Source organism: Capnocytophaga sp. G1920 (assembly GCF_051417515.1).
This window is the reverse complement of the sequence record NZ_JBPRKH010000022.1, coordinates 23,187-48,746: the sequence shown is the minus strand read 5'-3', so window position 1 is coordinate 48,746 and position 25,560 is coordinate 23,187. Positions and strand designations below refer to the sequence as shown.

General features: G+C 38.7%; 10 protein-coding genes and 1 pseudogene. 6 read left to right on the top strand and 5 right to left on the bottom strand.

All coding sequences use genetic code 11. From position 1 onward, the window contains the following. Window positions 1-18: 18 nt before the first annotated feature. Window positions 19-1,129 (top strand): annotated as a pseudogene (locus ACSQ7D_RS11105) (ISAs1 family transposase). A gap of 548 nt (window positions 1,130-1,677) precedes the next feature. After that, window positions 1,678-1,872 (top strand): hypothetical protein, encoded by a 195-nt coding sequence (locus tag ACSQ7D_RS11100; RefSeq protein WP_111972684.1) that lies wholly within the window; start codon window positions 1,678-1,680, stop codon window positions 1,870-1,872. A gap of 382 nt (window positions 1,873-2,254) precedes the next feature. On the opposite strand, the gene ACSQ7D_RS11095 is transcribed toward ACSQ7D_RS11100, so the two are convergent. Beyond that, window positions 2,255-3,013, bottom strand: coding sequence for a response regulator transcription factor (locus tag ACSQ7D_RS11095; protein ID WP_437136277.1), 759 nt, complete (start codon window positions 3,011-3,013; stop codon window positions 2,255-2,257). A 48-nt stretch (window positions 3,014-3,061) separates the two neighbouring features. Next, a complete protein-coding gene (locus tag ACSQ7D_RS11090; RefSeq protein ID WP_437136276.1) occupies window positions 3,062-4,660 on the bottom strand; it encodes a sensor histidine kinase in 1,599 nt (532 codons plus the stop codon). 280 nt (window positions 4,661-4,940) lie between these two features. On the opposite strand from ACSQ7D_RS11090, the gene ACSQ7D_RS11085 reads away from it, so the two are divergent. From ACSQ7D_RS11085 to rpmF, 3 genes are all read left to right on the top strand, one after another. Further along, a complete protein-coding gene (locus tag ACSQ7D_RS11085; protein ID WP_437136275.1) occupies window positions 4,941-5,093 on the top strand; it encodes a glycine cleavage system protein T in 153 nt (50 codons plus the stop codon). A gap of 482 nt (window positions 5,094-5,575) precedes the next feature. Continuing rightward, window positions 5,576-6,106, top strand: a complete 531-nt coding sequence (locus tag ACSQ7D_RS11080) for a YceD family protein (protein ID WP_437136274.1) — start codon at window positions 5,576-5,578, stop codon at window positions 6,104-6,106. A gap of 16 nt (window positions 6,107-6,122) precedes the next feature. Continuing rightward, on the top strand, window positions 6,123-6,317 hold the full coding sequence (gene rpmF, locus ACSQ7D_RS11075) for a 50S ribosomal protein L32 (protein ID WP_002673108.1): 195 nt from the start codon (window positions 6,123-6,125) through the stop codon (window positions 6,315-6,317). A gap of 173 nt (window positions 6,318-6,490) precedes the next feature. Here the strand turns inward: rpmF and ACSQ7D_RS11070 are convergent, their stop codons facing one another. Both ACSQ7D_RS11070 and def read right to left on the bottom strand, forming a co-directional pair. Then, on the bottom strand, window positions 6,491-6,904 hold the full coding sequence (locus tag ACSQ7D_RS11070; RefSeq protein ID WP_437136273.1) for a DUF5606 family protein: 414 nt from the start codon (window positions 6,902-6,904) through the stop codon (window positions 6,491-6,493). 75 nt (window positions 6,905-6,979) lie between these two features. Beyond that, a complete protein-coding gene (def, locus tag ACSQ7D_RS11065) occupies window positions 6,980-7,570 on the bottom strand; it encodes a peptide deformylase (protein ID WP_002673105.1) in 591 nt (196 codons plus the stop codon). Window positions 7,571-8,202: 632 nt separating this feature from the next. On the opposite strand from def, the gene ACSQ7D_RS11060 reads away from it, so the two are divergent. Then, window positions 8,203-24,156 (top strand): T9SS type B sorting domain-containing protein, encoded by a 15,954-nt coding sequence (locus ACSQ7D_RS11060; protein ID WP_437136272.1) that lies wholly within the window; start codon window positions 8,203-8,205, stop codon window positions 24,154-24,156. A 76-nt stretch (window positions 24,157-24,232) separates the two neighbouring features. Here the strand turns inward: ACSQ7D_RS11060 and ACSQ7D_RS11055 are convergent, their stop codons facing one another. After that, window positions 24,233-24,994: an acyl-[acyl-carrier-protein] thioesterase gene (locus tag ACSQ7D_RS11055; protein ID WP_437136271.1), complete on the bottom strand. Its 762-nt coding sequence runs from the start codon at window positions 24,992-24,994 to the stop codon at window positions 24,233-24,235. Window positions 24,995-25,560: the final 566 nt, after the last annotated feature.

Genomic DNA, 25,560 nt, shown 5'->3' with positions numbered 1-25,560 from the left:
AATAAAATGTAAAAGTCTATGACACTGATAGAAATGTTATCTAGTATAGAGGATACTAGAAAAAGACGCGGTATCCGCCATAAAATGCCTAACTTCCTGATTATGTGCCTAACAGCAATAATGTCAGGTTATACTGGTTATCGAGAAATAGGCCGTTTCCTCAAAGAAAACCAATGGGAGTTTAAAAAGTATCTAACTTTCTGTAAAGTACCTACATATGGCTCTATTAGAAGGATATTTATGGAAATTGATTTTGATGATTTTGCCCAAAAATTCAATCAGTGGACTGCCCAATTTTTACCAATGTGTCAAGGTGAAACACTTGCTGTTGATGGAAAGGCTATTGCAGGAACTATTAAAGACACTCAAAATAACTATCAGAATTTTGTTTCATTGATAAGTGTTTTTGCTTCACAAAGAGGCATTGTATTAGCTTGTGATAAATTAGAGAACAAAAAAGAATCTGAAATTTATACCGTTCAAAGACTCTTACAAGCCTTAGACATTCAAGGTGAAATAATCACTTTAGATGCCTTACATTGTCAAAAAAACTCTTGAAACTATTATAAAGTCAAAAAATGACTACATAGTACAAGTAAAAGGTAATCAAAAAAAGCTTTTTGAGCAAATAAAAGCAAATGTTGCTACAAAAAAGTATTTAATGCACACTTACCAAGAGTGTTCTTTGCTAAGAGGTCGTGATGAATTGCGTATTACCAAAGTTTATAAAAATTTAGAGGGTATTTCTCCTGAATGGTTTGGTATAAAGCGAATTATAGAAACAACACGTTATGTCAAAACAAAGAAAGGTCAGACAATAGAGATAGTTTACCATATTAGCAGTGTAGCTAAGAATAAGGCTGATTTCTTTGCTAATCACATACGTTCTCATTGGGGTATAGAAAATCGTTTGCACTGGGTGAAAGATGTACAAATGAAAGAGGACAAGAGTAAGACTAAATCAGGTAATGCTCCTGAGAATCTTTCAATAATGAGAAATATATCAATTAACCTATTTCGTCTTAATGGAAAAGACTCTATCAAGTCAGCTATGGAATGGAGTATCATTAATTTCAAAGAACTTATGAATTTAATATATTATAAATCAAACATTTGTAACTCTATGTAACAGCCCTGCTTCCGAAGGGAAGGGGGCAAGCCACAAAGACTACTTTTTTATGAGAAAACATCTAATATTTTCTACTATTGTGAAGTTTATTCTCAAGATATATAGGTTGTTGTTTTTAAATGTGAATGTCGTGACAGAGCAACTTAGTATTGATACCTATTAGCTTGATGGACAAAGCTTATTTGAAGGGAGAGCGAAGTTAAAGCGAACCTAAGACGAAGGTAAGACGAACAATGAATGTACAAAAGATAGAGATAGCCTGAAGCTAAGAAGAAACTTTTATGTGGCAAAAGAAGTTATTTGAGATCAGAAATTGATAAATGACCTTTCATTTAAATTTGTTAATTTACTGAGTTATTTTTATTTTTGTCGTCTTAAATAGGTGCGTTTCTTGGGGCTCGTGCCTAAAAATGCAATGCTTAAAGAAATACAAGCTCTAAAAAAAACGGCTTTCCATACCGCTACAAGAAGCCTCAGCTTTGTTCAAGCAAACTGAAGACAATCTTAAAGGGGCTAATGGCGTAGGGAAATATATAAGATGCTGAAAAATGAACCTGAATAAACTCATAAATTCGCGACTCTTGAACGTTACTATTGATAAAGTGATCAAAGTCAAAGAATATAACCTATTCTTAGGTTTTGTCGTAATAACAATAGCACTTTTTGTTTTCTTTATAGTGGCTATCGTTGTAATGGTAGTAGGGATACCTATTCTTTGGTTAGTGAATTTGTTTAAGAAATAAAATATGTATTGCAAAAGAATCGTAAATTACCAAGGAGAGAAATCTTCTTTGCAAACGATTTTCAAACAAGTAGCTAAAAAATGTTTAATTTGTTGTAATTTGTTCAATTGCTGAGGTGGTTGTCTCATTCATTTTTTACTCAAAAAACAAAGAGCCCGAAACGGGACGCTTCGGGCTCTTCTATATATTATACTATTCTTCTAATCAAGTAGATACGACACGAAGCATTACCTTGCAAAAAGGTAAAACTGATACAATATGTAACTTGACATAGGTCATTTTTCTTCGTGTATATCTTTATTTAGTTAAACAAATGTTTTTGAAATCGGGGGCAAAGGTGTGACTATTTTTTGAATATGCAAGAAATAGACTATTATTTTACCTAAATGAATTCATCGGCTTCTTTATTGGCGACCAAACGGAAGCCTTCGCCGTGAATGTTTAGGATTTCCACTTTGTCGTCCTTTTTCAAGAGTTTACGCAGTTTTGCGATATATACGTCCATACTGCGAGAGGTGAAATAGTTGTCGTCTTTCCATATTTTGGAAAGGGCTAACTCACGTGACATAAAATCATCGGTGTGTAAGGCGAGCAAACGCAAAAGTTCATTTTCCTTAGGGGAGAGTTTTACAGGTTCTTCGTCCTTATATTTGAGAATACGCAATTTGGTATTGAGGAAGAATCTTCCTATTTCGAACTCAAACTTATTGTCGTCTACCATTGTTTCGATGTTTTTACGTTGCAAAATTGAACGTATTTTCATCAATAGGATTTCGGAGTCGAAGGGTTTGTTTAGGTAGTCATCAGCTCCTGAGCGATAGCCTTTTATCACGTCTTCACGCATTGTACGAGCTGTAAGGAAGATAATAGGTATTTTCTCATCTTTCTCACGAATTTCTTTGGCTAAAGTAAAACCGTCTTTATAAGGCATCATCACGTCTAAGATACACATATCGTATGTTGTTTCTTTCTTAAACTTTTCGAAGCCTTCCATACCGTTTTTAGCTAAGGTAACGTCGAAGCCACTCATTACCAAATAGTCTTTTAGTACAGTGCCGAAGTTGGGGTCATCTTCTACTAAGAGAATATGTTTATTGTCCGTAGAAGCATTTGAACTGTAATAGTTTCCGTCTGTATTCATTTTTTTATTGTTTTAGGCAATTATGAATTGAATTGTTAATTTCTTAAATTATATTACCGGCAATTTGATAAAGAAGGTACTACCTTTTCCTTTGTCGCTTTCTACATTGATGCTTCCTTGATGGTATTCTACGATACTTTTCACGTAAGCAAGCCCTAACCCGTGTCCTTTTACGTTGTGTAAATCGCCAGTGTGTTCTCTATAAAACTTGGTAAATACGTGTTTCATAGCCTGTCTGCTCATTCCTTGTCCTCTGTCTTTTACACGTATTAGTATTTTATTCTTTATATTTTCAGTATAAATGTCTATTTCGGGGGCATTAGGTGAGTATTTGATAGCATTTTCAATCACATTCACAAATACATTAGTAAGGTGTGATTTGTTTGCTGATACATCGCCGTTTTCTGCTAAAAAGTGAGTGCGCAGTACGCCTCCACGTTCGTCGAGCATTACTTGTAGGTGCCCTATGGCATTACTTATAAGTTCGTGCACGTCCAAGGGCTCCCGCTCTAAATGCAAGTTTCCTTTTTCGAGACGTGATATTTGTAAAATGTTTTCTACCTGAGCCAGCATTCGCTTGTTTTCCTGTTTGAGTATTTTTACATACCCTTTTATTTTCTCGGGGTCGTGCAGGGCAACAGGTGTTTTGAGACTGTCGAGCACTAAGTTCATAGTGGCAATAGGTGTTTTGAACTCGTGCGTCATATTATTGATGAAATCAGTTTTGATTTCGGAAATACGACGCTGAGTGATGAGCTGGTGGAAGGTAACCACAAACACACCTATAACTATTAGTAAAAAGACTACCGATAGGGTTGCGACCCCTATTACTGATGATAGTACATAGCGCTCTCGCTGAGGGAATACTACTGCTAATTCATATACTGAATCATCGGAGCTATTGCCTCCAAAAAGCAAGGTGCGGTATTCCTTAGTTTCATTAGGGTCAAAGTACTTAGAGTGTATCTTCGATAAGATATTGCGGTTATACACGGCAAACTCGAAAGGTAAATTCAAGCCTCTTTTTTTGAGTTTCTGCTCTAAGAGTGTGTTTATTTGGCTTACAGACACTCGTTCGCTAAGGGTTTGTTGTCTTATGATACTCTTAAAAGATTCTTCTATCATTAAGCGCTCAATCTCGGGTAATTCACTTAGCTTTTCGTAGGCTTTTATGATAGGCAACTGTTTGTTATCTATATTATTACCTCTGTTGATATGCTGAAAACTTTCTCTGTTTGTATAGTTCTTTAAGGTAAAAGAATCGGAGAGTTTCAAATCATCAATGAGTACAGGGTTGCGCAGATTGGTAGCTAAAGCGTAATCTTCCTCTAAAATACCGTGTTTATAAATAAAGGTCTCTTTGCTTAGTTTGTTTTCTTGCACATAGATAAACTCTCGCAGATGACTGTCTTTGAGTTTTAAGGTGCTATCGTTCTCGCGCAAATAGATAATTTGAGCTACGTATTTATCGACTTCATCTTGCTCTATTTGTTTAGCTACATTATTGAGTACCTGCTGAATAGAATAAGTAAAAGCTTCTTCTTTATTGTCGATAGCTGATTTAATCCAATACCCTTGTATGACAATAATTCCTACAAGAGAAAGGCTTATGAGCACTACTGCGAGTATGTATAATCGCTTATTCATCGGGCAAAGTTAAAACAAATATTTTATATAAAAAACAAATTCTCTTAAAAATTTAACAAAAGATTAAGGAGTACCCTTTTTAAGAAGGCTAAAATACTGTGGTTTTTCTTTTATAAATCCTTGTTTTTACTAAGGAAGAGAAGCGACAATGTTAATATAATACCAAAAATGTCAAAAATGCCAAAAATACCGATGAGAAAATTAGGAAATAAGAAAATTAGGAAATAAGAAAATTAGGAAATAAGAAAATTAGGAAATGAGAAAATTAGGAAATTAGCAAATGGGTAGTGATAAAAAAGGTTTTTTGACGGGTCTGACTTGTCGGACAAATCGGACTAGTCTGAGTTATCGGAGAAAAACGAAAAATATAAAAAGTGAGTTAGGAGAGTTTTTGTTGAAAAAAGGGTGTAAGAAGGGTGGGGTTAGCTTATAGGGAGCTTATAGGAAGCTTATACGAATCTTGGACGATTGGTATAGAAAAGGTGTATAAGTGATTGACTCATAGCGTAATACAGCGACATGAAAAATGTTAAAAATAGGGTTTCGAGGCGAAAGAAAAAGAATCCTCTCCCCGACCCTCTCCCAAGGAGAGGGGGAAGGTAGTGACGGAAAAGTGTGAGCTACACAGGCAGGTGCGAACCGTACGGGCAGGTGCAAGTCGCACGGTCAATGAAGAATGAACGAAGAATGAACGAAGAATGAACGAAGAATGAACGAAGATAAGGTAGAGATAAGACGAAGACAAGATAAAGATAAGAATGTTTGAGAAGAGAGGATTGCTCAATGAAAGATGGGGTTTTTGAGGGGATATGATGTGATTATGATAAAAAAGTGAGGTAAAAAGTTTGTATATAAAAATAAAGTTGTATCTTTGCACCTTGAAAAATGAACAATTGATTACTAAACTTGTAGAAAATGAGAAAGTTAAAAGAATACGATATTTCTTTTGCAGGCTTAAAACAGGGGAGACATCAATTTGTTTATGAGATTGACAAAGCGTTTTTGCAACTGTTTAATTTTGACGAGGTGAATGATATTCATCAGCAAGTAATCGTTGATTTAGACAAGAAGAGCAACTTGTTGGAACTGCATTTTCACAACAGGGGTACTGTGAATGTGAATTGTGATGTTTCTAATGAGCCTTTTGACTTGGCAGTAGAAGGAACACTTTTTTTGGTGGTGAAGTTTGGTGAAGAGTATAATGATGACGATGAAGAAATCTTGATACTTCCTCACGGAGAATACCAACTGAATGTGGCACAATATATATATGAACTTATTGTGTTGTCAATCCCTGCTAAGCGTGTACACCCTGATGTTTTGAATGGGACGATGCACTCGGCGGTATTAGATAAATTGGAAGCACTTGCTCCAAGAGAGAACCACAATGCAGTGACTATAGACCCGCGTTGGGAAAGTTTAAAGAATTTAATAACAGATAAATAATATAAAGATTTAAGTAATGGCACATCCTAAGAGACGACAATCAAAAACAAGAAGAGATAAGAGAAGAACCCACGACGTAGCGGTAGTTCCTCAAATAGCAAAAGATCCAACAACTGGTGAAAACCATTTGTATCACCGCGCACACTGGCACGAAGGTAAATTGTACTATCGTGGGCAGGTGCTTGTGGATAGTACAGAAGAAGCAAAATAGCTTTGCTTCATTTGATTTTATAAGATTATAAAAAAAGAGAACAATATTAATATTGTTCTCTTTTTTGTTTTATTTACTAAAAACTTTGACAAAGGTCGTAGCATAACCGTAGCACGACAAGCGATTAAAATTTTGGCAAAGTAATACTGATTGTAAAATGATTGTACTGTGAATTAGCTTTTTTGGGTGTCTTCTTGAGCGTCTTCTTCTAAGAAACCTTTGGCTAATAGAAGGTTGTACCATTGGATTATTTTCTTAATATCGCTGGCATACACACGGTCGCGGTCGTAATTAGGGAGCACTTGAGAGAAATACTCTTCGAGAGTAGCTCCATCGGATTTTGGAGAGATACGCGCTTCTTTTCCTTCTTCAAAGTTCTTCATATTAGTAAAAACTTCGGTGAGAGGCACTTCTTTTTCGAATGTATAAATTGCGATTTCAGATAATAGGCTCACGTTGTTGCGAATGCCTACTGATATACGCTTACCATCGGCTAACGAAGTGGCTAAGAAGCCAGAACGCGTTTGAGTTTCTAAGTGATATAAACCAGGTTTGCCAGAAATGGCTAATACTTTTGTTAGATTCATTGTATTTATTTAAGAGTTAAAAAGTTAAGAGTTAAAAGTTATGAGTGTCACTAATTATAATTGTAAATTAGTGTACTATCTTTTGTTTTTGGCATCAAAGAATTTCATTCGGTAGTCTACTTTTACCTTTCCTTTACTGATATTAGCCAGCTTGCTTTTGATGAGTTGGCGTTTAAAAGAAGAGAGTTTATCGGTGAACAGAATGCCTTCGATATGGTCGTATTCGTGCTGAATGATACGAGCAGCGAGTCCGCCAATGGTAAGTGTTTGCTTATTAAAGTCTTCATCAAAGTACTCGATGGTGATTTGCTTGTGCCTGCTAACATCTTCTCGTACGCCAGGAATACTGAGGCACCCTTCGTTGAAGTTCCAAGTATCGCCTGTTTCTTCTACTATTTTGGCATTGATAAAAGTTTTTTTGAAGCCTTTTAAGAAAGTTTGCTCGTCTTCTGAAAGCTCATCGTCATCGGCGAAAGGAGATGCATCTACTACGAACAAGCGTATAGAGAGACCTACCTGAGGAGCAGCGAGCCCCACGCCATAAGCGGCATTCATAGTGTCGTACATATTAGCAATCAGTGTTTTGAGTTGAGGATAATCGGGGGGGATTTCAGTTCCTACCTTTCTGAGCACTGGGTCGCCATAAGCAATAATAGGTAAAACCATTGTGTTTTAATTTGTTTATCGGGCGCAAAGGTAAGAATAATTTGGAAATTAGCAAATGAGGAAATGAGAGAATGAGAAAATGTGGAAATGAGAAAAGTTTGTTGTATCTTTGCACCAGAAAGAAAAGCTACACAGTTATACCGTGTAGTGTTTTTCCTTTTTTAGGGGAGAATGGAGAGAAAAACTCTTAATAAAACGCTTTTTTATTTAACAGAATACAAAATGCACAACAAGAGAGTGTAAAAGACGCTATCTGTTGATTTGCAATATATTTAATGTGTAAAAAGGTAATTTGTATTGTGTAGCACTATGTTAAATAATGTTAAATATTTGTGTAGTGTGTATTATATAAAATAAATATCTTACTTTTGCGTTTGAAGAGAGAGGTGTAACTATTATACAAAAAGATATATGAGACACCTTTATATATTATATAAAAATAAATTAAGGTTGGGAGAAACCTCCCCCTTGCCCCCTCACAGAGGGGGCAATTGTAGCGGTGGTTACTATGCACGAGCAGTAGGAGGTTTACTTTTTGACATTTGATTTACATATTTAGGATTTCAAGCAACAATATTAATAATTTCACTATTGCTATACTGCAATAGCATAAATACAAACATAACTTCCATATGAAAAAGTTATTACTATTACAATGTTTCTTTTGGGCGACCCTCTCAGTTGCCTTTGGGCAGAATTATATTCCTTTTGGTATTCGTTACCAAGGTACCGTAAAAGGGGATATGATTGTGGTGGGAAATACTATTCTTAGTCCACAGGGCAATCAAGACTATACAGGTACGCACGGTGATAATTCACGCATTGATATGAAGTATATCAATGTGGTGCCTGAGTCGGGGGTGTTTAACTCGAGTTCGGCAACTGTGCTCGACCCTAATCCTGCATCTACCTGTAAAAAGGTAGTGAGAGCTTATTTGTATTGGGCAGCCACTTATACCAAAGAACGACTCAATAATCAAATGAGTCCTCGCTTAGAGAGAAGTAAGTTCAAGAATGTAAAATTTAAAGTAGGTTCGGGGGCTTATCACGATTTGGTGGGAGAACAAGTATATGATGGTTATGATATAGTTAGTACTATTGATAATAATGATTCCAATGCACAACGCGCTTATGTATACCGTTCTGAAGTGACCAATTACCTCAATGGTACTATTGCTAATACCTATACTGTAGGGAATATACAAGCGCCCAAAGGTAATGAAAAAACAGGGGTAGGTTATGCCGCTGGTTGGACGCTTGTAATAGTATATGAGGATTTGACTCGTGAAGCGCGTAATATAACTGTGTTTGACGGTTTTTCAGTAGTGAATAAATATAATAATCCTACTATTGACATTTCAGGGTTTAAAACGGTACCTACAGGACCTGTAAAAGCTAAGATAGGCTTTGCTGCTTTGGAAGGTGAGTTAGGAATTAAAGGAGACCAGCTCACAATGATAAGAAGAGATGGCGTTTATGAAGCTCTTACAGCACCCGGTCGACCTTCTGATAACTTCTTTAATAGTACTCTTACAAATGAAAGTGGCATTAATCCTCATCGTAGACCTGCTTCTACCAACTTATTAGGATTTGATGCAGGGATTTTTGAGTTAGCCAATAGTGGCAAAACTTTTTTAGATAATAATAGTACTTCCACATCTTTTAGACCCTATTCAAACCAAGACGCATACTATCCTTTTATGTTTGCTTTTAACGTGGAAGTGATAGCGCCCCATATTGTAATGGAGAAACGCGTGCTCAGCAGCGCAGGAGCCGATATTACAGGGCAAAATGTGCAAATGGGTCAGTCGTTACGTTATAAAATACGTTTCCGAAACATAGGTAATGACGATGCAAAAGATGTAGAGATTACTGATATACTTCCTGTAAACTTACAAGATTTTGATGCTACAACTGCGAATATCTCTGTACCTTCAGGGGTAACCTATACCTATGTAGCTGCTTCTCGTAAACTTACTTTTAGAATACCTGAAAATTTGGTAAAGAAAGGAAGTGTTGTACAAGAGCTTTCTTTTGGTGTAAAAGTAGTGAACGATTGTAACAAATGGCGTGATGCGTGTTCTAATGTAGTAGAGAATAGAGCCTCAGCAAGTTATAAAGGAGTGTCTAACTCAACATCTACTCCGTTGAAAGCAGGTAGCTTCAATACACAATTTACGGCTTGTAACGGTGGGGTAGAAGGTCCTTCCAATTTTATTGTAAAGCTTGATTTTACTAATTGTATGTTTAAAGCCACTACGGTATTGTGTGAGCGCACAGTTACCTTGGAGGCAGGAGCTAACTTTGACTCTTACAAATGGGAAAAAGTAGGTGGAGGTACTATAGGAGGTAACTCACGCACCTTAGTAGTAACTGAGCCAGGAGTTTACAAAGTAACGAAGACTAAAGCAGGTTGTGCTACAATGTACGAAGAGCATACTGTGAACCCTAATGCTTATGCTAATGCAGTACACCCTATTAAAGATTTGCTTTCGAAAGGGAAACTAAATGGTGAGGTGTACATCTGTGCAGATACAGGGGGTACTGAGTATCCACAAGTGTATTTGTGCGGGGGTAGTACTACAGTGCCTGTAAGTCTTAGAATTACGGGGGCTACTGCTTATCAGTGGCAAAAATTAGGCTCTTGTGGAGCTTTACCACCTACCCTAAGCAAAGAGTGTCCGCCTTCTAACGACAACTACAACTGTAACTGGACAGATATAGGGAATAGTGGAGACATTACTTTGCGAGATGAAGGAGTATACCGTTTGGTAGTTACTTATGGCAACTGTGTGTCGCCTTATTACTATTTCCGTATTACCAAAAACAATGTAGACCCACAATTGGTAGGTCGAGACCTTATTTGTAATAAAAACGGTAGTATTACTGTAAATGGGGTGCCAGCAGGATATGAATACGGTTTGAAGAAAACAGGTTCTACTAGCTGGGTGAAAGACTATCAAAGCAGTAATGTATTTGATATAGCAACTCCAGACAACTATACCGTGTACGTACGCCAAGTGCTTACCACTACCATTACTACAAAACCTTGTATTTTTGAAAAATCAATACAAATAAACAAACGAACTCCTGCGATGACTGCCAGCGTTACACCTATGGCTTGTAGCACTAATAAAGGCGGTATACGCGTACAACTTAGTGGTAACCCTTATCCACCTTTTACTTATACTATTCGCAATAACAACGCTACAGGTGGAGTGGCTTATACTACGGTTACCAATACTACCGACTTAAATATTACTAACCATTTTACTGCTGGTAATTACTATATAGAGGTAACGAGCCCAGATGGTTGTAAATTTACTACTAGTGTGCGCATTGATAAAGTGCCAGACCTTAAAGCTACGGCTTCGGTGTTGCGACACTTGAGTTGTGGTACTGCTATAGTGCGTGTAACTGCGACGGGCGGTAAAACTAACAGACCTAATGGCTATGGCTATAGTAACGATGGAGGAGCTTCCTACCAAAATAACTTTGCAAATAGTTATTACGACTTTACCTTTACCACTGCAGGGGTGAAAAACTTCAAGGTGATAGACGATAATGGCTGTATTGCTGAGGCTTCGGCTACTGTAAATACCTTGCCTACACCTGCTATTACAGCCAGCTATACCGTACAAAACTGTGGAGATAAAGCAAAGATAACTATTAATGAACCTACTAATGCTTCCAGCTATAACGTATTACAATACAGTATAGACGGAGTGAACTTCCAATCAGGGCGTGAGTTTCCGAACTTACAAACAGGCAAGAGCTATACTCCTGTATTGCGCTATGGTAACGGAGGAGCAGGAGCTTTGTGTACAGTTACAGGAGCCACTATTACTATTCCTACTTTTGTGGGAGGTAACCTTATCGCCTCAGCAGGGGTAGAAGAATTGGTAGGTTGTGACACAGGAGTTAATGCCGGTAAAGCCCTTGTTCGTTTCTCGAACGTACAAGGTGGGAAACAACCTTATGAATTTAACTTTGGTGATGGTAACTGGACTACCGATAAGAAAAAATGGATGTCACCAGGCACCTATAATATGGCAGTACGCGATGCAATAGGTTGTACTCGTGAAAACATAAAGGTAACTGTAGCCCCAAGAATTCCAGAACCTACCTTTACTCCTTCGCAAATTACTTACGACTGCCAAGGACGCGGTTCTCTTACGATTACTAATAACAAAAATAATTACAAATATAAATATTACGTAGACGGTCAGCCTACCACTGATAATAACTTTAAGAATCTTACACCAGGCGTACATACTATTACTATTGAGTATGCTGATACGAACCCTCTTACCAAAAACGTACTCTTTTTTGAGGACTTCGGTACAGGACGCAATGGTGGTAATGAATATATTAACAAGAAATACTATCTTGAATTGCAAGATGGTTCAATGCCTAAGAATGGTTATGGACAAACATGGGCTGATGGAACGAACCACGAAGGCTTACGTCTTGCTGATGGTGAGTATATTGTTACTCAAAAGCAAAATCCTAATAATCCTGCTTGGTGGCAACCTAATGACCACACAGGGTTAGCCAATGGTCGTATGTTCTTTGTGAACATCGGTAATGTATTAGGGACTGAGGGAGCTATTTTGTATCAACGTCCTATTAGAGACTTGATAGCAGGTAAAGAAGTAAAATTCTCGGTAGCCTTGATGAATTTATTAGGCTTTAATGACACTCGCTACCCAGGAGGAGCTCCAGATTTGGCCATAGAACTTTATACTGACCAAGCTGCTGTAGATGCCAAGAGCCCTCTTGTTTCAGTGCGTATTGACCCCCGTATTCGTGGTTCTAAAGGTCCTAATATTAATGATTGGACAGTTTTTGAGCGTGCTCTAAACCCGGGAAATCATACTGAGCTTATTGCGGTAATACGTTCTTTCAGTTTGGTAACCGACGGTAACGACTTGGCAATGGACGACATTTACCTTTACCAAGAGCCAAAGGCTTGTGGCTTTACCTATACTACTACTGTAACGATTGCTAACGACAAGGCTTTCGGTTCTGACCCAGCCTCTCAAAAAATTACACAACCTAACTGTAACAATGGTACAGGTAGTTATCAAATAGGCTTGAAAAATGCACCTACTACCTATTACGTACAAAAGGATAACACAGGTAGTTTTGTAGCTACTACAGGTAATCCTTTTAAATGGGATAATATACCTGCTGGTACTCATACTGTAAAAATACGTGCAGAACAAAACAATCCTAATTGTGAGGTAAGCCACACCTTTACAATTAACAATCCTACGGCTCTTACTCTTGCTTATACAGGAGATACCGTATTGGGTTGTAGCCCTGCTGTGGCTACTGCCAAAGTAATCGCCTCAGGAGGTACAGGAACTTATAAGTATACCTTATATAAAGGCGCTACCGTAATTACTACCCAAGTAGCACCACAGTTTAGTATTACCAGCGTGGGAGCTTATCGTATAGAGGTAGAAGACGCTAACGGTTGTAAAAAAGACGTAAACTTTACTATTACAGCTGCCAATGCTATTACCCTTACAGGCACTACCAATCCTGCTAATAATAACTACTGTACAACAGGAGGTATGCCTGCCAAAGTGGAAGTACAAGTGAATGTAGCAGGAGGAGGCAACAATGCTCCTTATACTTTCCAACTCGATGGGGTAACCAAGGCAACCCAAAATACTAATACTTATATCTTTAATAATCTGAGTATAGGAACTCATATTTTTACTGTAATTGATAAATATGGTTGTAAGGCTACATATAGCGTAGAAATTAAAAACCCTATTACTATTATTACTCCTGCTGCTTCAATGGTAACCAAAGATATTTCTTGTCACCCAGGGGCGGCTGCCAATGCCAAAGTAGAGATAAAAGTAAAAGATGGTTATGCGCCTTATACCTTTGTAGTGAAAAAAGCAGGAGGTATTGTACAAAATACTACCTCAATGGCAGGTAATACAGCTACCTATGAAACCGCTACTCCGGGCACTTATACTATTGAAATAAGTGACGCCAAAGGATGCAAGGTGAGTGCTAATGTTACCATAGCTGCCAAAACAAATCCTACGCTTAACGCAGTAGCTACTGCTATAAGTTGTTATGGCACTAACAATGGTACTATTTCGGTAACAGTAACAGGTGGCAAAGCTCCTTACATTATTTTCTTAGATGGTGTAAACAAAGGTACGGGGGCTCAAAAAGTATTTAATAATCTTCCTGCCAAAGCTAACTACGTAGTAAAAGTAGTAGATGCTAATAACTGTGAGGCTACTCAAACCGTAGCCGTTACACAGCCTGATGCCTTAAAAGGTTTCGCTTCGGTAACTCAGTTGATAGGTTGTGAAAACACAGGAACTAATAAAGACAAAGCCCAAGTGCGTATCACCAACGTAACAGGAGGTACACAACCTTATCAATACAAATTTGAAGGTAATTATCAAGGAAATTCAATAGGTTATTTACCTGCTGGTACTCATACTGTATATGTAAAAGATGCTAAAGGTTGTGAATTGGGATTAACTGTAAATGTACCTACAAAAATATCAGAGCCAACATCAGTATATACTATTACCGGCTATGACTGTAACGGTAATGCTACTGTGCGTATTACAAGTACACCCACTACCTATGATTATGAATATGTAATTAATGGTAGAACACTTACAGGTACTACGGCTACTATTACAGGTTTAGCCCCAGGTACTTATACACTTACTGTTAGGTATAAGGATAAAAACTCACCTGCATCAGTAATATTAATGCAAGAAGATTTTGGATTTGGAGATCCAGAACCTTATGAGGGGGTTAATTCAGTATTGTTTACGTTCCACGATCCAAGAACGAGTGTAGTAGGACAACCTACACAATATACAAGAGCTGCTTATAAAGATTTTATTGCTCCTAATACATTCGGAACATCGAGAATGCCATACTATCCTACTAACCCAAATTCAGATTGGAGAGAGCCTGTTCAAGGGACTACTACTGGAGCAAATAACGACCGATTCTTGTATGTAGATATGGCGCTGAATACTTATGGAAAAGTATTCTTAGAAAAGGAAGTAGAGATAGCCCCAGATAATCTTATAGAATTTAACTATCAGATAAGGAGTCACAACGCTCCTGTATCCAATTACGCAGGAGCATTAGTAAAACCTAATATGAGAATCCAAGTAGTGGATATGTCAAACAATGTATTAGGATTTATAGATTCAGGAGCAATTCCTCACGATGGAGCTTGGCATTTAGTTTCTTCTAAAAACTTAGGAACTATTAACCCGGGCGGTGCTGTAACAAGAGTGAAAATTCAATTCTTGAATTCTGAACCAAGTTCTAATGGTAATGACTTTACTATTGATGATATCAATGTATACCAAGTGCCAAAAAGTTGTTATATAGAAATGGCACCTAAACAAGTACTTGTACCACAAGGCAAAGAATTTAGAGCCAGTGTAGTAAGCCAAACCAATGTAGCTTGTCAAGGAGGCAATACTGGTAAAGCTACCTTTAAGATAGAAAACTTGAATGGTGGTACTTATCACGTGCGGTTGAATGGAAGCCCTCACGGTTCTGGTGCAGGTTGGACAACTGATACTAATGCGACTACCTTTGAGATAACCGGCTTGACCGCACGCACACACCTTGTAGAATTTTTCCATAATGGTAATTGTAAAGCTACTCAAACAGTAACTATTACAGAACCTAATAAACTCACTCTTACGGCTACTATCACACAGCCTGCTATGTGTTCTAATAATAGTAAGGCACGTGTGACACTTACAGCAAATGGTGGAGTAGCTCCTTACACTTATGAGTATCTCATAGGCGGTACAGTGAAGGCAGGACCTCAAAGTAGTAATGTGTTTAATAGTGTAGAGACAGGAGCAGCTACTTTCAGAGTAACTGATAAAAATGGTTGTGTTACCAATTTAGGAAGCAACTTGAATATACCTACCCCACAAACCGTAAGCTTTACTCTTTCGGCTACTGATTGCTACGAAGGAGGTAATACTGGTGAGATAACCGTGAAAATAAATGCGGGTAATAGTGGTTATAAAGTGAAATTGAATAACGGTACTCCTGTAACTTTAGCAGCAGGAGTTACTGCTCACACCTTTACAGGACTTACTCAAGGAAACTATAGAGTAACCGTTACTGACCAATACGGTTGTAGTGCGGTACAGAATATTATAATTCGTCCTACTTTGAACACCAGTGTGAAGGTAACTAACGAAAGTTGTGTGCCAGGTAAGATAGAAGTAACTGCAACAGGAGGTGACGGTAATTATACCTATGCTTTTGCAAAAGGTTCAGTAACTACTGTTACAGCAGGAACTTTTGGAACTACCAATACTTACAATGTACCTACTATTACAGGTTCAGTACAGACTTATACCGTGTTTGTGAAGTCTGATCGTTGTGTGAAACGTCACGAAGTAGGGGTACGCAAAGCTCCAGCTATTACCTTCGATACCGAAACAATCACACCTACTTGTCAGGGTTCAGGTAACGGTAAGATAGTAGTGAAGCATATTACTGGTGATGCTAACTTTACCGTACGTTACGGTAATACAGGTACCCCAGTAATTGCTACTTTCACAGGTATTGCAACTAATACTTATACAATTGACAACTTGGTAGCAGGAGCTTACTCTATTACTGTAACCGACCGTTATGGTTGTAGTGCAAGCAAAAATGTTACCTTACAAGATATGCCAGCGCTTACTGCTAGCATCAGCTTAGCAAGTACGGCTACTTGTACAACAGGAAGTAATAAAGCCTTGCCACTTACCATCACCATACCACCAAACGTATGGAATGCTTATACCGCAGGTGGTAACAAAATATATTTCAGCTATGATAATGGTGCTAATTGGCACCCAATGACAACAAATCCATTTGATTTAGCGCCTATTAATGGTGTTACTGAACCTGGTAAGATATTTAACTTGCGTTTGGCTAATCGTCCAGCATTAGGTGGAGCTAATATATGTAGTACGAATGCTACGGCTCACGTAGTACCAAGTCCATTAGGAGGAGTGAGTGTAACTACTGATATCGGTGACTTCCATTTAGGTTGTACTGCCGCAGGTAAGACTTACTTTACTGCTACAGTGACTATTGCTAATGGAACTGGTAAAGCTCCGTTTAAGTTCAGAGTAAATGAGGGAGCTTGGGAAACCCCCACACCTGCTACATCAAGAACTCACGTCTTTACTAATTTGATAGTAGGTAGAACTTATAAGTTTGAGGTAGAGGATGATAATGGCTGTATTGCTGCCTTTACTGGTGATATCTACGGCAATGTAGCTACTCCTGCAATGACGATTACTGTATTACCCAAACCAGCTTGTAATGGTGGTCAGGGTCAAGTAACATTCAGGATTCATCGAGAACCACAATATACTACTGCAGGTACATCACTTACTTGGGTATTATATAAAAGAACACCAGGTGCAGGTTTAGGTACACCAATTGTGAATGGTACTGCTGTAATGCCAGCACCAGGTAATGATGCTACGATTACCCCAGCAGGTCCTTATAACTTAGCACCTAACGAAACTTACTATGTAGTAGTAACCGAAGGTAGTTGTAAGTGGGGTAGTCGTGATGCTCATATTAAAGAGTTAGGCACTCTTACTGCTACCGTATCAGCAAGTACACAAATTACTTGTGATAAGAACGGTATCTTAGAAGTGTTGAACCCATCAGGAGGTGGAGGTACCTATACTTATAAAGTGACTCCTGTAACACCAGGGGTTACCTTTGGAGCACCAATACAAACTGGTAACTCACGTGTTCAAATTATAAGAGATAATATTACAGCACCTGCATTGCCTGTTAATCCAGCTACACCATATTCATTCACTGTGAATTTGACAATGGAAGACCAATATGGTTGTAGTGCAAATCTTGGTAACTATACCTTTACAGTGCCACCAGCACCTAAGATTAACAAAGCTAGCTTAATGGGTTGTGTGAATGGTTCTATCAGTTTGACTATTGAACCACAAGCGAAAGCACCAGCAGGCTCTGGTACTTCGGCTACAGGAACAGAACTCAACGGTTATGAATACTCAATAGATGGTGGTTTGGATTACCAAGCAAGTCCTACTTTTGGCAACTTGGTAGCAGGTAGTTACGACTTGCAAATCCGCGATAAGGCGACAGGCTGTATAGCAACACTTACCTATACCGTTACTGCCAACTTAGAAGCTGAAGCATCACTTACTAAAGCCTTAGGTTGTGGTGCGACAGGAAATGCTGAAATTACTATAAAAGTAGACAGAGGAACCGGTAACTACACTTATGCTATTACAGGTCCTGCAGGTTATACAGTACCTTCTACAGCTATCCCACAAGTGAGTGGTAAATATGAGGCTAAAGTAAATAATATCACTACAGCAGGTGTTTATACCGTAACAGTAACTGATGTTAATGCCTCAGCAGGTTGCAACACCTTTACTAAGACTATAACCGTGTTGCCAGCAGAGTTACCACAAATAGAAACTGCAGTGAAATCAGTAACTTGTAGTGGAGGTAATGATGGTGAGATTTACATCACTGAGAAGAACGCTACTATAGGAACATTTAACTATACGAATGTACCTATTGTAGGTCCTGCTGGTTCTACACCTCTTTGGACAGCTACTACAAGAACTTACAGTAATTTGAAAGCAGGCGTGTACACAATTACAGTAGACGCTAATGGCTGTCAAGCAGTTTATACAGTAACAGTTGCAGAACCTAAACCAGTAACTATTAGCAGTACACAAATTGTGACACAACAGTTTGCTTGTACAGCGAGTGGTACAGCACAGCAAGCTACTATTAGTGTACCTAATGGAGCTATCAGTGGAGGTACCTCACCATATACAGTAGAATTTGTATATACAAGTCCTGCAGGTACTATCACTAGTACAGGCAATACTTTCACGGTGGGAGACATTCGCGGTGGAATAGTAACCATTACGGCTACCGATATGAATGGCTGTGCTACTACTACTACCCAAATGATTAAACCTTTTGAGGCATTAGACCCAGAACAAGTGAGTGTAACCGTACAAGGAACACCAACTTGTAACGCTCCAATACAAGTGAAAGTGGATATAGTAGCTGCACCAGGTATGCCTCCACTTACACAAAGTGAATTGCGTTACTATATGGGAGTTAATCAGCCTACTGTACCACCAAGTGCAGGAGCACCTTGGACAACAAATAATGTGTTCTCTGTAAATCCTAAGCAAACTTATACGTTCTGGATAGGTCACGCAGGTACAGATTGTGTAGTGAAAGCATTGTATGTAGCACCAGATCCAAATACGTTCCGCATTGTGAATCCACAAATCAAGAACGTTACTTGTAAAGGCAATAACGATGGTATAGCTACCTTCACATTGAGTAATACAGTAAGCACACATAACTATACTGTGAACTTAATAGCTTCAGGAGGAGTAACACCACCTACAGTACCAGCTGTATCAGGAGCTAATCCTACCTTTACAATTACAGGTTTGAAATCAGCTACTTATACAATGACAGTAACAAGTAGTGGTACAGGTTGCGTACAGACTTATACCTTTAATATATCAGAAGCTGACGTTGCTCTTACAGCAAGTATTAGTGTTCAGTCTATCACTTGTTTAAGTGCACCAAATTATGATAATGGTGAGATAGAGATTACCAATGCTACAGGCGGTTGGGGTGGATATCAGTACTATGTAAGTACTACACCACCTACTCCAACAAGTGCTGTATGGTCAGACACTAATGTGTTTACAGGCTTAACAGCGGGCACTTATCACGTAGCTATACGCGATAGAGGAGGTTGTATGGTAACGCTTAGCTCGACAGTGGTACTTGCTAATCCTAATAACATTACAGGTACTCTATCTATTACAGCACAAAACTGTACACCTAACTCAGGAGAAATAACTGTACAGAATGTAACAGGTGGTGAAGGACGCAATTATACTTTCCAACTCATTAGAAATGGAGTGTTACAAGGAGATACACAAACAAGTACTGTATTTACAGGCTTAGGAGCAGGTACTTACCAAGTAGCTATCAGTGATACTTGGGGTTGTACCGCTACCCTTACTCAATCGGTGACTTTGTATGACCCAATTGATAGTGCAAGTATAGGAGTAGTATTTATCAAGCAAATTACTTGTAATCCTGCAACAGGAGCTACTTTATCAGTAACTCACCAAGGAGGTTCAACAAACTTGCGTTATACTTTAACTAATAATGCTGGAGGTACTCCACAAGTAAATAATACAGGTATATTTACAAATGTAGGTGCAGGTGTTTATAAAGTATCAATTGCTGACCTTACTACAGGTTGTGCTACCGTAACAGGTGCTGATATAGACGTAACAGACGCTATGCCTGTGAACTTTACTTATACCACTACGGCGGTAACTTGTCACGGTGCAAGCAACGGACGACTTGTGATTACCATACCAGGTACACAAATACAAACCGATTACCAAATTAATATTGCAGGAGCAGGAGGAACTCTCCGCAGTGAAACGGTGAACGTAACACCTAAAGATATTGAATTTGATGCAATGCCAGCAGGTGTATACACAGTAACGCTTACCTCTTCACGTAACTGTACTGCAACTCAGGTAATCACTATTGGTAAACCAGATGAATTGGTAGTAAGCAGTACAACGGTGACTACACACTTCAAATGTGACGCCAATAATAATGCACAACAAGCTATCATTCAAGCAACAGGTCGCGGTGGAACAGGTACTTATACTTTCAACTTTGAAGTGTTTGACGGTACCTCTACTACTACCTCAGGTTGGGTGAACCATACAGGAGTATACAGTGTAACTAGCAATGGTACTCACACTCAAACAGTAATAGTGTATATACGCGATGCGAATGGTTGTCAAGCTGATAACAGTGCGAACCCATTAGTAATACCGCCATTAAAACGCATTACTAGTATTGATGTGAACCGAACAAGCCAAATAAGCTGTAATGCTACCGAAAGTATTACCTTAACTATTAATGGAGGTAATAACAAAGGATATCGTATAGAAGTAACCTCTACAGGAGCTGGAGTGGCTATCCCAAGTACACAAACGCTTACCGCAGGAGTGAACACAGCTAATATAGGCTTTAATACACCTGGTTACTATGAAATGAAAGTAATAGACCTTGAAACAGGTTGTTATGCTACTGCATCGCATACGGTTATAGATTTCAGCGATATAGAAGTAACTGCTGCACAAACCAAACCAGTATCGTGCGTAGGAGGCAATGATGGTGAGATTACCCTTACTGTAAAAGGCTATCAAGGTATTTATAACTATCAAGTGCTTGATGCGACTACCTTAGCTCCAACAGGAATAACAGGAACTGTACAAGCAAATGCGGCTACTGAGAGAAGAGAGGTAATTGCAGGTTTATCGGCAGGAACATATGTGATAAGAGTAGTGGAAACACAATCACCATACTGTACAGTAACCACTACTTCGGTGATGGTATCGGCTCCTACACAAGCTTTGACAGTGAGTCCTACTATTACAAATCGCATCACTTGTGAACCTAATGATAATAAAGGTGCCTTCAGTATAGATGTAACAGGAGGTTGGGGTGATTATCAATACCGCTTGTTAGTGGGAGGAGCTCCTCACGCTACTTATGGTACCTATACCACCACTACCTTATTTGAAGGATTGACTGCCAATACCTATACGGTAGAAGTAACTGACCGCGGAGGTTGTTCAACTACTACTAATGTAGTAATGGCACCACCAGCACCTATTTCGGCAAGCATATCATCAGCAACTACTGTTTTGAATTGCTTCAACGATAGAACAGGGGTAATAACAGTGGTGAGCCCAACAGGAGGAAGTGGTAATTACGCTTACGAATTGTGGAATGTGGGAGGTGCACAAATAGGAGGTGCACAAACTAGCACTACTTTCACTAACCTATATGCAGGTTCATATAACGTGAAGATTATAGATGGTTGGGGTTGTGATGTTACTATTCCAGTAACCATCGATGAACCTCGTGAAATGAAGGTAACTGCCTCAATTGCTAAACCGCTTACTTGCTTGCAACAAGCTACTATTTCAATTACTGTAACAGGTGGTACTCCAGGTTATACTTACTATATGGTAGCCAACGGTACAACTACTACAACACTAGGAAATAGCACTCAAGCAGGAGTAGGAGAGTACGAGTTCTATGTGATAGATAGTCACGGTTGTCAATCGAAGTTGTCTAACAAGATAACGATAGAAGCATTACAACCATTACAATTACACGTAGATACTTCTGAGGCATATGTAAAATGTAATGGAGATAGTACAGCTAAGATTACTTTCTCAGCCACTGGCGCTTTGGGTAATTACCAATACAAATTGTATAAAGGAGGTGTAGCACAAACAGCTACTGCCACCCAAGAAAATGCTACTGATTGGGCATTTGGAGGTTTGTCTTCTGGTACTTACCAAGTGGAAGTAATTAGTGTAGACTGTGTACAAACCAGTACAGTTATAAATATTGGAGAGGCAGGACCACTTTCAGTAGCTACTGCAAGTACTGATATTAGCTGTAATGGTGAAGCCGATGGTACTATTTCGGTAACCGTAACAGGAGGTACAGGAAGAATCCTCTACGCTATTAGTCCACGATTAGACCGATTTGTAGATAGTGGTTACTTCACTAAATTAGCAAGAGGTAACTATATTGTAAGAGCTCAAGATGAAAATGGTTGCTATACTGATACTACCTTTGAAATCAAAGAACCTACTTTATTAGAGGCTTCAATAGACAAGATAACTGATGAGGTATGTAAAGGTGGTAATGATGGTACAGTATCTATCACTATCAAAGGAGGAACTGCTTCTTACAGTACTTCAATAGATAATGTAACTTGGACAGTAGGCAAGACCCTCTATACGGGATTAGCTTCTGGTACTTACACTATCTACGTGAAAGACGCTCGAAGCTGTACTACCGAAGTATCGGTAACAATCAAGGAAGGAGTAGACTTACAAGCTACTGCTACCGTAGAGTACAGTTGTGGTAATAATACCGTAGTGAATACTATTGTAGCTTCTTCTAATTCAAAATATGCAGGATATGTATCATATAGTATAGATGGAGGAGCACCACAAGCTTCAGGACGCTTTATAGTAACACCAGGTACTCACACTGTTACCATAGCACATAATAACGGTTGTACACGTACTATAACGGTAGATGTAGAAGCTTATACAAACCTTACAGTATCGTCTACTAAAACTGATATGAGTTGTTATGGTGTGAATGATGGTACGATTACTTATGCAACCACAGGTGGTACAGGAAGCTATACATTTACTATCTCACCAGAGGCAGGAACTTTTGATGGAACTAATAAGTTCACTAACTTGCCAAAAGGACAGTATATTGTGAAGGTGAAAGACAATGTGATAGGCTGTGAAGTAGAACGCACCTTTACCATTGTAGAACCTGAACAGTTGATAGCTCACGCAAGCACCGTAACAGAAACTTGCTACGGCACTAATGATGGAGCTCTAAGCTTCCGATTCACAGGTGGACGTGCACCATACAACTATACGTTGAAAGACCCATCAGGTAATGTGATAGGAACTTCAAGCAGTGTAGCAACAGGTACAGTAGTATCTAGAACAGGAATAGCACCAGGTAGATACCAATTAGAATATGGTGACTCTGGTATCTGTTCACAAACCTTAGAAATAACAGTAGCTGCTGCACCAAGCATCAATGCTACTTTTGAAAAAGGCTTTAACTGTTCTACTGTTTCTACTACTTGGACGACAGGCTACTTGATGCTAACGTTCAACAATTTGGACGGCGCACTCACACGAAGCAATACAAGCTATGCTATCAATAGTACTGATGCGCGTGATGCGAGACCATTTGAATCGTTTGACGGTAATAGAGCTAAGACAGCACCTATTGAACCAGGAACGAACCAATATATAACTGTATTCTATCGCGGAGCAGGTGTAGCATCTACTTGTCAGGAAACTATTGCACAACGTTTTGATATAGAACGTTACCCAGGATTGGAATTGAAAGACAAGAGCGACCCACGTGAATTGAACCTTATAAAAGTAGAAGCAAGAGGAGGTAATCCTCCATACACTTACTACTTTAACGGAAGTTACGAAAATGGAAGCAATGAGTATACTCTTAAACCTACTGACCCAACCAGCCGTATAGTAAACGGAAGAGTATACAAAGTGGTAACCGCTACTGTACAAGATGCAAATGGTTGTGAAGCCGACTTGCGCATCGAGAAAGAGTTTATGAAGTCAGTACCACCTAACTTCTTTACACCGAATGATGATGGTAGCAACGATGGTTGGGATCCTGATAGATTCCGCAGTTATCCAAACTTGACTGTAGATATCTACGACCGCTACGGACGTTATATCACAACGTTGCGTTCAGGACAAAAATGGGACGGACGTTATGACGGTAAAGAATTACCAGCGGGTGACTACTGGTACATCTTGAAGACTCACGAAGACGGTGAAGATGCACGAGAATATATGGGCCACTTCACATTGTATAGATAGTAAGTAATATCTATAATAAATAAAACCCCTGCGAAGGAAACTTCGCAGGGGTTTTTTATTAAAAGTAATAAATAGTTTAAATTCGTTCAGCAATCCAGCGAGATATGAACGCAGGTTTAGGAGCACCTATTTTTTGTGCGTACAGATAAGTTTCTACCAAGTTATGGGTATCGTCGATGTATTTACCTTTGCTTTTAAATCCTTGCATTTCGTCTCCCATAAAAGTTTCGGATAAGAAATTGATATCATATTCTTTAATAACAAACTCGCGATGGTTGCGCTCTGTCATCATATCGAGTGCCCACTGAGTGTATTTTACATTATTTACGTGTGAATTGACATCTAAATCGCTTACACGCACTTTAAAATCGTTGACCTGATACATACCTTCGGGGAGATTGATACGGTCGGTATGGAAAGAGAGTCCGCCTTCGGTACGAGGAGAGAAGATTTCTTGGCGGTCAGTAAGCTCAATGGGGCGACGTGTTTGAATATCTAAGGTAATCCAAGTACTAGCACATTCACCTATTTTTTGGTCGTTGCAAAAAAGTTCGAATTCGCGAAAAGCATACACTCCTTTTACAGGGAGAGACCACGTTTTGACGGTGATACGTTCATTCCATTGAGGCCAATAGTGCATTTTTAGTTTTTGCTGTATGAGTGCCCAAAAGAATCCTTTTTTTACTAACTCTTCATAGCCGAACCCTAAAAGTGAAGCGTGTTCGGCAGCGATATCTTGCAACATACCTAATACGCCATATAACCCGAGTTGATTGTTAAGGTTTACTTGTGTGCTACGCACTTTATAAGTTTCGGTGAAAATTGTTTTATCTTCCATAATATATTTTTTAATGATAATTTATTTTTGAATATGCAAAGATATAAAACTATTTTCTATTTACTTACTTTTTATGAGACAGAATAGACCAAACGCACAATTTTTTCTTTAAAAAAGAAGTGTACCTGACGGTACAGAAATTAAAATAAAATAGGTGTGTAAGCTATATGAGCGGGAAAAAAAATTGGAAATGAGGAAATGAGAAAATGAGGAAATGAGGAAATGAGTAGTGATAAAAATCGTTTTTGACAGGTCAGACTTGTCGGACAAATCGGACAGATTAGAGAGAGCGGAAGAAAACGAATAAGTTCGGAAGAGGGGAGGGAGGGTTTTTGGTGAAAAAAGGGTGTAATGAGGGTGGGGATAGCTTATAGAGAGCTTATAGGAAGCTTATACGAATCTTGGACGATTGGTATAGAAAAGGTATATAAATAGTTGATTTATAATATAATACAACAGTGCTAAAAATGTTAAAAACAGGGTTTCGAGACGAAAGTAAAAGAAAGAGAAGGCGATTCTCTTTAACTCTTAATTCGTATTAATAATTAACCTGAATTCGAGGTAAG

Coding starts and splice junctions, on each gene's coding strand:
- rpmF (WP_002673108.1), top strand. CDS start 6,123: ATGGCACATCCTAAGAGACGACAATCAAAAACAAGAAGAGATAAGAGA.
- ACSQ7D_RS11085 (WP_437136275.1), top strand. CDS start 4,941: ATGGGTAGTGATAAAAAAGGTTTTTTGACGGGTCTGACTTGTCGGACA.
- ACSQ7D_RS11080 (WP_437136274.1), top strand. CDS start 5,576: ATGAGAAAGTTAAAAGAATACGATATTTCTTTTGCAGGCTTAAAACAG.
- ACSQ7D_RS11070 (WP_437136273.1), bottom strand. CDS start 6,904: ATGAATCTAACAAAAGTATTAGCCATTTCTGGCAAACCTGGTTTATAT.
- ACSQ7D_RS11090 (WP_437136276.1), bottom strand. CDS start 4,660: ATGAATAAGCGATTATACATACTCGCAGTAGTGCTCATAAGCCTTTCT.
- ACSQ7D_RS11055 (WP_437136271.1), bottom strand. CDS start 24,994: ATGGAAGATAAAACAATTTTCACCGAAACTTATAAAGTGCGTAGCACA.
- ACSQ7D_RS11100 (WP_111972684.1), top strand. CDS start 1,678: ATGAACCTGAATAAACTCATAAATTCGCGACTCTTGAACGTTACTATT.
- ACSQ7D_RS11060 (WP_437136272.1), top strand. CDS start 8,203: ATGAAAAAGTTATTACTATTACAATGTTTCTTTTGGGCGACCCTCTCA.
- ACSQ7D_RS11095 (WP_437136277.1), bottom strand. CDS start 3,013: ATGAATACAGACGGAAACTATTACAGTTCAAATGCTTCTACGGACAAT.
- def (WP_002673105.1), bottom strand. CDS start 7,570: ATGGTTTTACCTATTATTGCTTATGGCGACCCAGTGCTCAGAAAGGTA.